Annotated in this window: 13 protein-coding genes; 9 read left to right on the top strand and 4 right to left on the bottom strand. The window is 43.2% G+C overall.

Features of this window, described 5'->3' with window-relative positions; genetic code table 11:
- A complete protein-coding gene (gene trmB, locus Q0Q74_RS09155; RefSeq protein WP_294430161.1) occupies positions 1-708 on the top strand; it encodes a tRNA (guanosine(46)-N7)-methyltransferase TrmB in 708 nt (235 codons plus the stop codon).
- Here the strand turns inward: trmB and Q0Q74_RS09150 are convergent.
- Complete coding sequence (locus tag Q0Q74_RS09150; protein WP_294430160.1) at positions 689-925, bottom strand: hypothetical protein; 237 nt, start codon at positions 923-925, stop codon at positions 689-691. The two genes, trmB and Q0Q74_RS09150, sit on opposite strands and share 20 nt — an antisense overlap.
- Before the next feature lie 433 nt (positions 926-1,358).
- Here Q0Q74_RS09150 and ligA point away from each other — a divergent pair, with 433 nt between their 5' ends.
- From ligA to Q0Q74_RS09125, 5 genes are all read left to right on the top strand, one after another.
- Entirely contained in the window at positions 1,359-3,287 is a 1,929-nt protein-coding gene (gene ligA / locus Q0Q74_RS09145; protein ID WP_294430158.1) for an NAD-dependent DNA ligase LigA, read from the top strand.
- Between the two features lie 244 nt (positions 3,288-3,531).
- Positions 3,532-3,804 carry a hypothetical protein gene (locus Q0Q74_RS09140; protein WP_294430157.1) on the top strand — a complete coding sequence of 91 codons (273 nt, stop codon included), beginning with the start codon at positions 3,532-3,534 and terminating at the stop codon, positions 3,802-3,804.
- A gap of 125 nt (positions 3,805-3,929) precedes the next feature.
- Positions 3,930-4,286, top strand: coding sequence for a hypothetical protein (locus Q0Q74_RS09135; protein WP_294430156.1), 357 nt, complete (start codon positions 3,930-3,932; stop codon positions 4,284-4,286).
- Positions 4,287-4,361: 75 nt separating this feature from the next.
- Positions 4,362-6,695 (top strand): methionine--tRNA ligase, encoded by a 2,334-nt coding sequence (gene metG, locus Q0Q74_RS09130; RefSeq protein ID WP_294430191.1) that lies wholly within the window; start codon positions 4,362-4,364, stop codon positions 6,693-6,695.
- A gap of 106 nt (positions 6,696-6,801) precedes the next feature.
- Positions 6,802-8,895, top strand: a complete 2,094-nt coding sequence (locus tag Q0Q74_RS09125) for an EAL domain-containing protein (protein ID WP_294430154.1) — start codon at positions 6,802-6,804, stop codon at positions 8,893-8,895.
- 17 nt (positions 8,896-8,912) lie between these two features.
- On the opposite strand, the gene Q0Q74_RS09120 is transcribed toward Q0Q74_RS09125, so the two are convergent.
- Together Q0Q74_RS09120 and Q0Q74_RS09115 are read right to left on the bottom strand one after the other, a co-directional pair.
- A complete protein-coding gene (locus Q0Q74_RS09120) occupies positions 8,913-10,025 on the bottom strand; it encodes a 2'-5' RNA ligase family protein (RefSeq protein WP_294430153.1) in 1,113 nt (370 codons plus the stop codon).
- Positions 10,018-10,200, bottom strand: coding sequence for a hypothetical protein (locus tag Q0Q74_RS09115; protein WP_294430151.1), 183 nt, complete (start codon positions 10,198-10,200; stop codon positions 10,018-10,020). Before Q0Q74_RS09115 ends, Q0Q74_RS09120 begins: the two co-directional genes overlap by 8 nt.
- Positions 10,201-10,258: 58 nt before the next feature.
- Here Q0Q74_RS09115 and Q0Q74_RS09110 point away from each other — a divergent pair, with 58 nt between their 5' ends.
- The gene (locus Q0Q74_RS09110; RefSeq protein WP_294430149.1) at positions 10,259-10,507 is read left to right on the top strand and encodes a DUF1653 domain-containing protein; all 249 of its coding nucleotides are present in this window, start codon (positions 10,259-10,261) and stop codon (positions 10,505-10,507) included.
- A gap of 42 nt (positions 10,508-10,549) precedes the next feature.
- The gene (locus Q0Q74_RS09105) at positions 10,550-11,587 is read left to right on the top strand and encodes a DUF72 domain-containing protein (RefSeq protein ID WP_294430147.1); all 1,038 of its coding nucleotides are present in this window, start codon (positions 10,550-10,552) and stop codon (positions 11,585-11,587) included.
- A gap of 74 nt (positions 11,588-11,661) precedes the next feature.
- Here the strand turns inward: Q0Q74_RS09105 and Q0Q74_RS09100 are convergent, their stop codons facing one another.
- Positions 11,662-12,426 (bottom strand): DUF4469 domain-containing protein, encoded by a 765-nt coding sequence (locus Q0Q74_RS09100; protein WP_294430145.1) that lies wholly within the window; start codon positions 12,424-12,426, stop codon positions 11,662-11,664.
- A gap of 405 nt (positions 12,427-12,831) precedes the next feature.
- Here Q0Q74_RS09100 and Q0Q74_RS09095 point away from each other — a divergent pair.
- Positions 12,832-15,085: Z1 domain-containing protein (locus tag Q0Q74_RS09095; protein ID WP_294430144.1), on the top strand; the 2,254-nt coding region annotated here is incomplete at its 3' end.

Below are 15,085 nucleotides of genomic sequence, written 5' to 3'. Positions count from 1 at the left end.
ATGGAAACTGAAAACGAGTCAAAAGAACGAAAATCTGATGGAATTCACCGCGAGATTCATACATTTGTGCTCAGACAGGGGCATTTTACGGCCAGCGAAAGGGCGGCTTATGAAGAACTGCACGATGAATTCTGCGTTCCTTATACTGAAGAAAAACTTGATTTTGCAAAGATTTTCGGGAATACCAATCCTGTTGTAATAGAAATTGGTTTCGGCATGGGAAAGGCCACTGCGATTATCGCTCAGAACAATCCTCAAATCAACTATCTTGGAATTGAAGTGCACAAGCCTGGTGTCGGAAAATTGCTTGGCGAAATCCGCGACAAAGGCTTGAAAAACCTTCGAATAATTGAGCATGACGCAATTGAAGTTCTCAAAAATCAAATTGCAGATGAAAGCGTCTCTGCGTTCCATATCTTTTTCCCGGATCCGTGGCAGAAAAAACGCCATTTCAAACGAAGACTTGTTCAGCGTCCGCGTACAGACCTGATGACTCAAAAACTTGTCAAAGGCGGCTATCTTTATTTTGTGACTGACTGGCTTCCATACGCTGAATTCGGCATGGAACAGCTAATGGCAACAGAAGGCTTGAAAAACCGATACGAAGGCTACGCACCGCATCAAGAATGGCGGCCGGAAACACGCTTTGAACAGAAAGGCTTGGATGCCAACCGCGTAATTTCCGAACTCATGTTTGAAAAGCTGTAATAGACTTATTCTCAAACGCTATTTTTACTAAAATCCCTAATTTTTTCTCACCCATCTGAGTTGCAGACTGCAGCTTTGGACTTAAACACCAAGCTCGCACAGTATCTCTATCGAGATTAAATTTGCGAGCCAGTTTTTTGTAGCCGCAGGAACCTTGCCTGTATTTTCCTACAACTAGCAATTTGAAGTCAATGCTGTACTTTTGATTGTTCCCCATTTTTACACCTCCGTGGGTGTCCTAATTTATGGGGTCGGTTCACAGTGACTCCGGGGGTTCTCCTTTGGGGGTAAGTAGGATTTGAAAAAAAGTCACTTTTCGGCAATCTCTGGCGAAAAAAAATGAAAATTTATCCATTTTATCCTGTTGAATTAGACAGTGAATCCTGCAAATCCGATGCGTGAGGGATTGTAGGGGCGGCGAAGCCGTTGCGAAGCAATGGAGTGCGGTTAGCACGGAACCCCGCAAAGCCCGGCCCTCGACACAGAAAGAAAATTGTTCGGGTAAGTGCGACATGGATGTCGCATTGCCTAAAAAGTGAGAAAAATCCGCGACAACCTTTAGGTTGTCGTTACGACATGGAAGTCGCGGGCACGCCCAACCTCGCGACAATCCCGTAAATCTGTGCTATACTAATTAAAAGGATTTAATAATGGCAGATTTGTTTGATTTGGCTCGGATTGATGAGCTTGCTTCTTTGATTAAAAAATATCAGGACTCTTATTACAATGGTGAGGGTGAAATTTCCGATGCTGAATTTGACAAACTTTGGGATGAACTAAAATCTCTTGACCCGCAGAATCCTGTTTTGCAGCGGGTTGGGGCGGATTCTGGCAATTTTGCGAAAATCCGTCATATTATGCCGATGGGAAGTCAGGAAAAGGCCGCAAATCCAGAGCAGTTTTTGGCTTGGGCAAAGACTCACGCTTACGACGAATATCTTGTTGAGTACAAGCTTGACGGTGCTTCTTTGGAACTGCAATATTCTCATGGTGAGCTTGTGCGTGCGGTCACTCGCGGTGACGGTACAATCGGCGATGACATCACGGCAAATGCTCGCAAAATGCAGGGCGTTAAAATCGCTCTTTTTGATGAATCAAACAACAAAATCGATTTTACTGGGGCAATTCGTGGCGAAGTCATCATGACTCACACGGTTCACGAAAAATTCTATTCCGACAAGGCAAACTGTCGCAATGCCGCAAATGGTCTCATGAAGCGCAAGGACGGAACTGGCAGCGAAAATCTCTGCCTCATGACTTACGATGCGCTTGCAACCGAGGGCGAAAGTCCGTTCAAAGACGAAGAGGGCAAAATCAACTGGCTCAAATCATGCGGATTCAACACTTCCCCTTTAAAAATCTGCAAGTCTGCTGATGATGTAATCGAATATCGCGCCGAAGTCATGGAAATCCGCAAGAATCTTGATTATGACATTGACGGTCTTGTAATCAAAGAGCGGCGTATCGATTTGGAGGATGCGAGTCGTGCTAGGCCAGACCGTCAGATTGCGTTCAAATTCTCTCTGGAAGAGGCCGTAACTGTTTTGCGTGAAGTGGAGTGGAGCGAATCTGGAGCCACTTACACGCCGGTCGCTATTTTTGATGAAGTTCAGCTCAACGGAACCACGGTTCAGAGGGCAAGCCTGGCAAATCCCGACACAATGCGCGAACTCGGTGTTAAAATCGGGAGTCATGTCGTTGTCGTTAAGAGGGGCGAAATCATTCCGAAGATTGAGCGCGTTTTGACCGAAGAAGAAGGGCAGGTAACAAGTGCAATTGTTTTTCCTCACAAGTGTGCCTCATGCGGTTCGGAACTTGTTGATGAGGGAAGCCGCCTTTTCTGCCCGAACAAATCATGTGAAAAGCGGGTGCTTCATCAGCTGCAAAAATGGGTGGGTGTTGTTGATATCCGTGATTTTGGTGATACTTTGCTCCGTGAACTTTTCAAAAATGGTGAAGTCAAATCGATTTCAGATATTTACGCTCTCACGCCTGAAAAGCTGGTTCCTTACTTTTTGAACGAGGAATCAATTGAAAGTCAGAAAGACTCGCTGGGGGCAAAAAAAGTTTACGAAAGCATACAGAATCATCGGCGCATGGCACTTTCCGTTTTTATCGGTGGATTTGACATCGAAGGAATCGGGGAGACGATGGTTCAAAAAATCATTGATGCAGGTTTCAATTCGCTTGAAAAAATGCTTTCTGCCACTGAAGAAGAAATTGCTTCTGTTTACGGATTTGCTGAAATTACCGCTAAAACTTTTGTTGAAGGGCTTGCCGAAAATAAGGAAGAAATGCTTTCTCTTACTCAGGGCGGAACAATCATTCTTGAAGAAATCGGCGGCGGTATATTAGAAGGAAAGTCATTCTGCTTTACGGGTGAGCTTCATTCAATGAAGAGGGCGGATGCTGAAAATCTTGTCAAAAAGGCCGGAGGAAGCTGCAAATCTTCTGTCACAAAGGATTTGAGCTATCTCGTCACGAATGACACATCATCAGGTTCCAGCAAAAATCAAAAAGCCATAAAATTCGGAATTCCAGTCATAAATGAAGAGGAATTCTTGAAAATGATAAAATAGGGGAATTTTCCATAAAATCACAGTCGTTTTCAGGAGTCAGGCAGGTTAACTTTTCTGCTCCGTCAGAGACAAATGGAATTCAGTTCCAGCCTAAGAAGCAGACGGTCAGCCGTGCTGATTACACTGATATTGACGGATATGCAAAAAATCTTTCTATTTCTACCTCTTCGTCAATCGCTGATGCGGCAAGACTGATTACGGCGACTGCTGTGACTGACAATGAAAAGGCCAGGGCAATTTTTACATGGATAATCCTGACATTATAAAGAATGTTTTTGCTAAAATTGATGATTCGATTGATGTTTCGCGTGATGCTCCGGATTATGCCACAAACTTTAATATTTTCGTTGTTCCTCTGAGCAGAAAAGATGAGATTACACCAAAAATTGAAGCTTTCAAAAACTATGACTGGCAAAACGACGAGGATTTCAGTGATTTTGTTGCATGGATGAAAAATCGCGGTGTTCCTGCAGATACAGTTCTCTTCTATATTAATATGGCCCGATATCCTTCGTAGCGTGGATTTGCTGAACTTGGTTGTGATCCAAATCTTGTGACGGGCGACATAAGCTGGCATGGAGTTGATGGTTATTATATAAAATCTATGAATAATTATGCCGGCGGAATGGAACGGTATTTTACATGGCTGAGGTTCCGATTAAGTATTCTGACGGAAGTTTTGTAAATGGAGATAATCTGCTTGACGCGCTCAAAGTTTCTGCACCTGCGGTTTATGAAAGCGTAAAAGACAAGAAATTCGCCGTTTTAAAATGGTATGATGATGATCGAGTCGGAAATTCGGAACTTTTGAAAAATTCAAGTCTTGGCTGTCTTCCATGGAAACTGCTCGGAGAGTTGTATAGGGAAGGAGATTTAATGCATCTTCAGCACTGCGACTTGTTTACTGATGACAATTCAAAACGGCCTCGCTGCCAGGCAAATGACTGTCAGCATATTGATGAAATTTGTCCGTTGTGTTTGTATGCATTGGGTTATTAAAATTTTTCCTTAAATTCGATTCATTGTATAAGTCGTTTGTTTTCGATATAATATCTACTTATGAACAATATCAAAATGAACAAACGACTTATCACATCAGCACTTCCTTATGTAAACAATATTCCTCATCTCGGAAACCTGATTCAGATGCTTTCCGCAGATGTCTTCGCACGATTCTGCCGTTCACGCGGCTACGAGACAATGTATGTCTGCGGCACAGACGAATACGGCACTGCAACTGAGACAAAGGCCTTGCAGGAGAAAAAGACTCCGCGCGAGCTTTGCGATTACTACTACGCAATCCACAAGGACATTTATGAGTGGTTCGACATTGCTTTTGATAAATTCGGACGCACTTCAAACGAGGAATGTACTGAAATCACTCAGAGCATTTTCAACGACCTCGAAAAAAACGGCTTCATCAAGGAGCACACTTCAAAGCAGCTTTTCTGCCCAGAATGCAATATGTTCCTCGCAGACCGCTATGTTGACGGCACTTGTCCGAAATGTGGCGCAACCGATGCCCGCGGCGACCAGTGCGACTCATGCGGCACTTTGCTTGACCCGACACAGCTTTTACAGCCACGCTGCCACACTTGCGGCTCAACCCCGGAAGTACGCGAGACAAAGCACCTTTATATCGACCTTCCTTCAATTGCTCCGCGCCTTGAGGAATGGATGGAGAAGGCGAGCGTCGAGGGCAAATGGAGCGCAAATGCCATCCAGATGACAAAGGCTTGGATCCGTGACGGTCTCAACGAGCGCGCAATCACACGAGACCTCAAATGGGGAATCCAGGTTCCAAAGGCCGGATACGAGAACAAGGTTTTCTATGTCTGGTTCAACGCACCAATCGGATACATGTCAATTACAAAACAACTTGCAGATGAGATGAAAGCGGCTGGTAAAGAGACTTTCGACTGGAAAAAATGGTGGCTTCCTAGCGAGTCGAGCGAAAAGTTCGACGAGAAAGTTGACTTGTTCCAGTTCATCGGAAAGGACAACATTCCTTTCCACACTGTAGTTTTCCCATGCTCTGAAATCGGAACAGGCAAAGACTACACAAAGCTCTATCACATGTCTTCAACTGAATTCCTTAACTACGAGGACGGTAAATTCTCTAAGTCAAAGGGAGTCGGCGTATTCGGTTCTGACGCAAAAGAAAGCGGAATTCCTGCAGACGCATGGAGATTCTACATCTACTACAACCGCCCTGAAAATCAGGACTACCAGTTCACATGGAAGGACTTCCAGGAAAAATACAACAAGGAACTTATCGGAAACTTGGGCAACCTCGTAAACCGAACTCTCTTGTTCATCAACAAAAACTACGGCGGAAAGATTCCGGCAGGCAAGAAGGACGAGGCTCTCTGGGCACAGGTATTGGAGCACGAAAAGAAGGCCACTGAGCATCTTGAATGGGCAGAGCTAAAGGACGCATTCCACGAGATTTTCGCTATTTCCGACATCTGTAACAAGGCGTTCCAGGCAGCAGAGCCATGGAAAGCTGTTAAAGAAAATAAGGAAGTCGCTGACAATATTCTCTACAACCTGGCTTATGTAATCAAAGACCTGATGATTATGATTCAGCCATACTTGCCACAGTATTCTCAGATTGTCGCAGGCTATCTTGGCCACACAATCTACGACGCTCACTACGGCACTCCTGCAAAAGAAGGAAGCCTTACATGGAGCGATTTGGGCAAAATGGAAGGCCTGGACTCAATCAAAGAGACAGCAGTTTACTTCACACCGCTTGATAACAAGGCCGTAGACGCATTCCGTGCAAAATTCAGCGGCAAACAGGGCGAAAACACAGAAGAAAAAGCAAAGTCTCAGCAGAAAAAAGAAAAGAAAGCTGAGAAAAAGGCTGAGCCAAAAGAAGAAAAGCCGGCACTTACTCCAGAAGAGCAGATTGCATTCTTCAACGCAAACATCGAGCTTAAAGTTGCAAAAATCGTTGACATTAAACCGAACCCGGACGGAGACAAGCTTTACATTGAGACAATGGACGACGGAAGCGGAACACCTCGCACAATTCAGTCAGGCTTACGAAAATATCTTACAGAGGCAGAGCTTCTCGGAAAGCATGTCGTAATTGCCTCAAACCTCGCACCAAGAAAGATGCGTGGAGTCGAAAGCTACGGTATGCTTCTTGCAGGCGACTACACCGAGGACGGAAAAGAGTGTGTTGAGGTTCTTGACGCTTCCTGGGCAGCTCCCGGTACAAAAGTCGTTCTTGAGGGCGCAGATGTAAACGCAGTCAAAAAAGCTGAGATTTCTGGCGATGAGTTCTTCTCAGTCGCAATCGAGGCTAAGGACGGATTCGTTCAGATTGCCGGCAAAAAATTGCTTGCGGACGGCAAGGAAATCAAGACAACAAAGGCACTCAATGGTGAGATTGGGTGATGTAAACTGATTTTTTTGAGACCTGTATCTTTTTAAGGTACAGGTCTTTTTTTGTATTCTTAACATTTCCTTTAACAAATCCAAGAACTTGCGTTATACTGTTCTTATGAAAACACGATTTGCTTATTTTTGGACTCTTGTTTTTCGGACGATTCGGAACGGGCTTGTGATGGTGCTTCCGGTGCTTCTTGTCGGAAGTTTTTCGGTTCTGCTTGTCTATTTCCCGATTCCATCTTATCAGAAGTTTATCTCGACTTTTTTGGGCGGGGCGATTCAGAACCTGCTTTTTATGGTTCAGCTTTCTACGCTGGGGCTTCTGCCGGTTTACATGACGGCTTCCATCAACCTTAGTTTCACGGCTTTGACCGAGGACGGGCAGAGGCTTTCTGAGCGGGTTTCAAGTCTTCTTTCTGCTCTCACTTGTTTTTTCATCATCACTGGGGTTTTTAGTTCTGGCTTCAATATTCTGGATTTTAGCAGTCAGGGGCTTTTCAGTTCCCTTTTAGCGGGCGTTTTTGCTTCGGTGCTTTATCAGAAGTTCGAGTTACTTTTCAAAAAGAGGACGGGGCTTTTTATCGAGGGGGCTGACTCTGCTTTCACTTCCGCTCTTGGGCTCATGCTTCCTTATCTTTGCACGGTTCTTGTTTTCCTTTTTGCAAACTTTCTTATCACGGTGATTTTTGGGGTTGCGGGGATTCAGGATTTGTTCATCAAGGCGGTCACACTTCTTTTCTCGAAGATGGAGCGCTCTTATGCCAGCGGATTTTTGTTCATTTTGATTAGCACGGCATTATGGGGAATCGGCATTCACGGAAACAAGGTTCTCGACAGCGTTGCGGTGGAGACGTTCTCCGACATCATTCCGGGCGAGACGGTCTCAAAGACTTTCATCGACACTTTCTCTTTCATGGGCGGAACCGGAACGACTCTCGGTCTTGTGATTGCGCTTTTCATTTTCGCCCGAACTTCAAATTCTAAAAAACTTGCCCGGCTTGCCCTTGCTCCATCTCTTTTTAACATCGGGGAACTGGTAGTGTTTGGCTTTCCGGTGATTTTTAATCCTTATCTGATTGTGCCGTTCATCATCGCCCCGGAAGTCTGCTATTTGCTCACTTATTTTTTTACAAAGACAGGCTTTTTGCCACAGGTCGTGGGCGAGGTGAACTGGACGACTCCGATATTTTTGAGCGGTTTCCTTGCTACAGGAAGCGTGAGGGCGATTTTCGTTCAGGTTTTGAATATCGCAGTTTCCGTCGCAATTTACACGCCATTTATAATTCTCTACGAAAAGAAATTTGTGAACAGGCTCTCAAATTCGATGGATTCGCTCGTGAAGATTTTGAAGCACAGCGAGGAGACGACTGAACCAGTCACCTTAACCGAATGTGAGGGAAACGAGGGCAGGCTTGCGAAACATCTTGCAAATGACCTTGAAGAAAGCATGAAGATGGGCTTTGTGGAAACGCCTGCTTTGGGCGAAAGTTCTCTTCTTATGAAATATCAGCCTCAGTTCGACAATCACGGAAAATGCATCGGGGCGGAGTCGCTTTTGAGGTGGAATCATGCACAGTACGGGATTGTCTATCCGCCTCTGGTCGTTCATCTTGCGAAGGAAAGCGGACGGCTTTTTGACCTTGAGATGGCGATTATCGAAAAGTCCGTGAAGGATTCGGTGGAACTAAAGAAAGTCTTCGGCGAAAGCTTTAAGCTCAGCGTGAATATCACGGTCTCTTCATTGAATGACAAGAGGCTTCTTCCGTTCTTAAAGTCTCTCACGGAAAAATATCCCTTCAAGCAGGGCTCGGTCTGCATTGAGATTACTGAGGAAACCGCACTTGAGACCACGGAGCAGACTTCAGCCCTTATGAACTCGATTAAGGAAATGGGATTCATCTTCGCCCTCGACGATTTCAGCATGGGGCACACGAGCCTTCAGTACCTTCAGTACAATCAGTTCGACCTCGTTAAGCTCGACGGAAATCTCGTAAAGTCACTTTTAGGAAATGTCCGCACGAAGGAAATCATCAACTCGATTGTGTACCTGTCAAAGTCGCTTGGCTTCAAGGTTCTCGCAGAATTCGTGGAGACCAGGGAACAGCAGGAGGCGCTTGAATCTATCGGGGTCAATCTGTATCAGGGATATTTGTACAGCCCGGCGATTGATAAAGGGGCGTTCTTGAAGATGGGGGAGAGGTGTTAGAAATTGGGCGTTTCCCGCTAAAATTCCCTGAAAATCTCGCTTTGGCCTTCTTCCAGCCAGAGGGAGATTTTTTCGGCGGTGGAGATGATTTTTTGCTTTCGGCCTCGGCCGGTGATTGAGCACTCCCAGACGACTCCGACCCGCCAGCCTTCTTCCAGCAGCTTTTCTATGTCACGGATGTCGCGTTCGCGGTTGCGGGTAAATTTCTGCAGCCAGAAATCGGGATTTGTCCTAGGCATTCGGAACTTTTCGCATTTGAGCGAGTAGAGGACATTTTCTTCGAGGAGACTGGATTTTATCATGTCTGTTTTTTGGGATTTTTTGACTTTTGTGCTTGTGGCTAAAAGCCAGCCGTGCGCGTGCCAGAAGCAGCCGTTTATGAAAATCACGGCTTTGTAATGCGGAAAAACGATGTCCGGGCTTCCGGTGAGGCGTTTGTCGTTTTTTCGGAAGCGGAAGCCGAATTTGAAAAGCTGTGAGCGGAGTGCGACTTCGAGTTTTCCGCCGGTGCTTCGGATTGCGGACATGTTTTTGTGCCGCTGCTCTAGCGAAAGCGTGTCGGTGGATAGTGTGATGCGGGAAAGTTCTTTGTATGGGTGAGTCGTAGCCAAAGAGACGGCGATGATTTTTGTAGCGAGAGGAATATTGCCTTGTGCCCAATTCATTCCTTTTTCAAACTGGTCTTTTGTGAGTTTGACTGCCAGGGCGGTGTGGGGGAAAAATCGTTCTGGAGTGTAGTTTCTGTTGCCGCCGGTTTCAAAGTCCGCTAATTTTTCGTGAAGGATGGCGTTTAGGGCTTTTAGGTGGGCGAACGACTTGGAATCTTCTTTGATTGGAAGAAAAATCACTTTGTCCAAAAATGAGTCTGGCTGGCCGAAATTAATTTCAAAACTGTGGCCGGCTGACCTGGCAAAATCTTCGAAAGCTGCTTTTAATTTGGGAAAATCTTCGTCAGTCGCGTGGAAAAAGCCCAGGGTGATGTGGGGCGGGGGCGGATTCTTTGTAAGCTGGTCGTTTTTGATGACTTGGGAAAGCTCTTTTTGTGCCGAAAGAATTTTTTCTGCGGAAGGCTGGTCGAGTAGAAGTGAGACGGAGTAGGTGCGGCTTTCGCACTTTTGGGAATCAGTCATCGTAGGCCCTGTCGTATTTTTCGCTCCAGTCCTTTTTGCTCTGCCAGCTTGTCGATTTTTCCTGAAGCATTTGGGCATCCTCACGGCCTTGCAAGACACGCCATTCGTCGTATTTGGTTGAGACTGGTTTTGAATCTTTGTTTTTTTCGTGCAGGTCTTCGATTCCGTTTGCCATGAGGTGATTATATCGCAAATGTGGGAGTTGTGGTATACTTTCCACAGGAGCAAAAAAAATGGCAGAAAAGCGTGATTTGAAGATTCATGGAATTTACAGGCATTTTAAGAACAAGTATTACCTCGTTGAGGATGTGGCGTTTCATTCGGAGACTCAGGAAGAATATGTCGTGTACCGCAGGCTTTACGGTGACAATTCGCTTTGGATTCGTGAGAAAAATATGTTTTTGAGCGAAGTTGACCACGAAAAATATCCCGATGTGAAGCAGAAATGGCGATTTGAGCTGGTGGAAGGTTATCAAGGCTAGTCCATAGCAGGAAAAATCTGCAAAATACGGTAAAATATTTTCATGTTCGAACTTCTTATTGGCACGAGCGGTTACGATTACCCTGAATGGAAGGGCGTTTTTTACCCTGCTGACCTCAAACGCAAAGATTTTCTTCTATATTATTCCACGGTTTTCAATGCTCTGGAATTGAACAACACTTTTTACAACATGCCCACGAGCGAAAGGCTGGTTTCTTTTTGGGAACGGAGTGAAGGGCGGCTCAATTTCAGCGTAAAGGCGAACCGACTTCTGACTCACGAGATTTCCGCGAGTTGGAAAGCTGCCGCTGATGATTTCAAAAATGCAGTCACACCACTACAAGAAAAAGATGCTCTGAGTGCCGTTCTTTTTCAGTTCCCGGAGAGCTTCCACTACACGAAGGAGAACAGAATCTATCTCGCAAAACTGATTGAAGATTTTGAGGGCTTCCCGGTCATGGTTGAGTTCCGCCACAGGGAATGGGTAAGGCCGAGCGTTTTTGAAGGGCTGGAAGAGCGAAAAGCTGGGATTGTGTTCTGTGATATGCCGAGACTTAAAAACTTGCCAGACGGTAAGACTTTGCAGACTACGTTCGTGGGGAAGAACGCTTATATCAGACTGCATGGTCGGAATGCGGGTGCTTGGTATGCGCATGCGCCTGGGGCGCAAATGTCAATAACTTCTACTCATGCAAACGACGCGCAAGCGGCGTATGCGCATGCGCCTGGGGCGCAAATGTCAATAACTTCCACTCATGCAAACGACGCGCAAGCGGCGTACGCACATGATGCGGAAAACAATGGTTCTGCGAGATATTGCTATGATTACTCGGATTCGGAACTTGAGGAATTCGTTCCTGTCGTGAGGCAGGCTTTGAGCGAGGGAAAGCGTGTGCAGATGTTTTTTAATAATCACCCCAACGGCAACGGAGCCAGGAATGCGAAGAAAATGCGAGAACTGATTGAAAAGAACTCCGCTTTACAGAAGCTCTTCCACCTTATCCAGAAATGGTTTTCATGTTGTCTTTCCTTTGAGATAATTATACATATTCTAAGTTGTAAGGAAAGATATTCTTGGTGACATTTCAATAAAAAGGCTGTCCTTCAAACTGAAGTTCACTTCAAACTCGCTTCAAAATCGGACAGCCTTATTTTTTACGCTACAGTGACGACATCATCATAGACACCGCACCGCACAGTTTTGTTCAGGCGGGAACCCGAACCGTACGCCGTGCGCAAAATCAGACGGTAACTTCCAGAAGCAACTGACTGCGGCATATTGAACAGAATCGAAGAGGCACTGTTGTCAACAAGCTCATTCGGCTTTACCTGAAGCCAGTCGGACATATCATTGTTGTAAGAGCCGTCCGAGTTGCAGGGAGCGAAGAACAAGCCCGTGTCTTCTGAGTCTCCCGCAACCTTCAACTTTTGCCCCTTGATTCTTACAGTTCCGCCCACTGAAAGAAGGTTTCCTTCCACTCTCTCGCTTACATTGTACAGGCGTTCAATGAGAGGCTCGCTTCTTGAAGTGACCTCTGCCCCAACAGTGACATTTTTCACGGAATCCAAAGCAAGCTCCGACGGCGTGAAAGAAAGAGACATCTCAGGCACATCATCGAGAGTCGGATTCTGCAAGTTCATGCCTTTCTTTGGCTTAAGGTAGAGCGTTCCAAGCTCCAGAACCTCGACCGCCTTCCCCGACTCCAAAAGACTCAGAACCGCATTCCTGTAAAGCCCCGCCACATAAAGAAGAGTCTCCCTGTCAAAGACCTTGTTGTTCTTGAGAATTTCCGTCGCGATGTTCCCGCTGAGAGCCGTATTGCGCTGCACTTTAGCGTAAGAAACCGTTTTGTCTGTCATTGAGCTGGCATGAAACATGACGTTCACTGTGTCCGTAAGATTGTTGTTTTTATCGTTCATAAAAACTCCTTGTGTGTGATGATTCCGAAACCAAAGTCCCGGATTTTTCAAGGCCAACGACCTTGTGAAATAAAGATAGCAGGAAAAAAGCCGCGGAAAATGATTATATTTCTAATCAGAAATTTGATATGAAATATAATCATCAGCTCTTTCCCTTAGTTCTGAATATACAGCAACGAGAGAAGAAAAAATCTAGTAGTTTAGTTAGGTCAAAATGACACACTTTTCAAAGAGGGACCTTAACAGCAAGCTAGGAGAGGGTGCTTAACATAGCTGGGAGAGCGGGAAAGCGAAGCTAGGAGGGGAAAGAAATTGGTTTGTGTTTGGAAAACTGTAAAAGAAAAATATACAAACATTAATAAATAGTGATATAATTATAGAATAATTTTTCTTAAGGACTTACTAATGGGCTACGATACTCCTGAATATTTTAAATACAAAGAATGGATTAGAAATCAACGACAAGATGGTATTCCTTACGACGATATAAAGAATAAACCGAAAGGAAAAGCTGTAAATGAATTTTTAGAAGTACAAAAAGCATTTAATGATTGGAATATTACGGAAGATGACTGGTATGCTCTTGTAGATTTAGAAGAAGAAGCTGAAAAAAAGAATATTGAAGATTCTATAAAACCTGCGAAAGCGATACTTACAAGTGATACGGAAGACAATTCACTAACTATTCCAAAAGATCCAAAATCATCTTGGCAATTATATAAAAAATGTTTGTTGGAAAAAGGTTTTAAGAAAGATTCAGTTGATAATATTGAATCTACGTCAATCAAAATCCTACATAGGTTAAATAATAATACTGTTGATAAAGATGCTGTCAAAGGTCTTGTAATAGGAAATGTTCAATCTGGAAAAACAGCAAATATGGCAGCTTTAATCGCAATGGCGGCTGATTGGGGCTGGAATATGTTTATAGTTTTGTCTGGTACAATTGAAAACTTACGTAAACAAACCCAGGAAAGATTGTTTACCGAACTTAATAATCCTGGCAATTTATGTTGGATAAGTTTTGATCATTTACAAAAGAATTCTCCAAGAGGACAAAAACTATCTGATTTACACCTAGGTAACGATTCTTCTCAAAGATATATTAATGTTTGTTTGAAAAATTCTGCCAGATTAAAGAAATTAATACAATGGCTTCAGTCTGATAATAGTAATCAACAGAAATTAAGAATACTTTTAATTGATGATGAGGCCGATCAGGCTGGTATCAATTCTGCAGGAATCAATGCTGCTGAAAGAAGTAGAATAAATAGATTTATCTGTTCCTTAGTGAATGGTAATGATGAAAATCATAATAAAGCACCATATCAATATCAATCAATGAATTACATTGGTTATACAGCCACTCCTTATGCAAATTTTCTGAATGAAGCAGAAAGAGAATCTTTATATCCAAAAGATTTTATTACAACTCTACAAGTTTCAAATGAGTATTTTGGACCTCAACAAATTTTTGGTCTTGAAGGAAAAGATATGGAAGGATTAAGTATTGTCAGAACAGTAGATACTAATCCTGAGAATCAAAATAATGATATTGTTCAATTAACTAACTTGCATGATGGGAAAACAACTTCTCTTCCAGGTTCCTTAAAAGATTCTTTGTGCTGGTTTTTGTGTAGTGCGGCTTGTTATAGAATTTGGAATATTAAAAAACCAGTAAGCATGCTTGTTCATACAAGTCAAAAAACAGAACATCATAAAAATGTATCAGAAGCAATAAAAGCATGGTTAGATGAAACTTCACAAGACGAGATTTTAAAGTATTGTAAAAAAATCTGGGAAGTAGAAACCAGAAAATTTGATAAAACGATTTTTAGATCAGAATATAAACAATATGGAAGAACAGATTCTGAAATTCATGATTATCCAGACTTCTATAATGTACAGAATGAAATAAAAAGTATGCTTTCCACTGGTATTTCATATATAAAATTAGATGACGAATCGCAGGAATTAACCTATACAAAAGGAATACACTTATGTGTTGATAACTGTAAGAATAATAGAATTACTGAGGATGGATTTCATGTAAGGTTAGCTTATCCAGAAGAGAATGACCAAACAAAGACAAAACTTGATTATGCTACTGTTTTTATTGTAGTTGGAGGAGCAACTTTATCTAGAGGATTAACACTACAAGGATTAACAACAACATATTTTCTTAGATCATCTAACCAGGCAGATACTCTTATGCAAATGGGGCGTTGGTTTGGATATAGAAAAAATTATGAATTATTACAACGTTTATGGATTACTCCGAGAACAGAAGACCAATTTGAATTCTTATCAACTTTAGATTACGAACTACGCGAAGAAATCTCAAATATGGAAAATATGGGATTAAGTCCTAGCCATTATGGACCTCGGGTTAAAAATACCCCTGATTGTAGTTTCATTAGAATTACTGCAAAAAATAAAATGAAAGCCGCACAAGAAACAGATTGGGACTTTTCTGGATCAACAAATCAGACTTTCTTATTTGATAATGATGCAGAGATTCTTAAGCATAATATTTCTTGTGTTAATGAGTTCGTAGAATCTTTAGGGACACCTTCAATAACTCCTTTTAATCAAAAAGAATGTAATAAACATGCTAAATCAACATATGTATGGAAAAATATTCAACTAAATAAAATTA

The organism is uncultured Treponema sp. (assembly GCF_946187725.1).
Taxonomy (GTDB): Bacteria; Spirochaetota; Spirochaetia; order Treponematales; family Treponemataceae; genus Treponema_D.
This window is presented reverse-complemented; position numbering and strand designations above follow the sequence as displayed.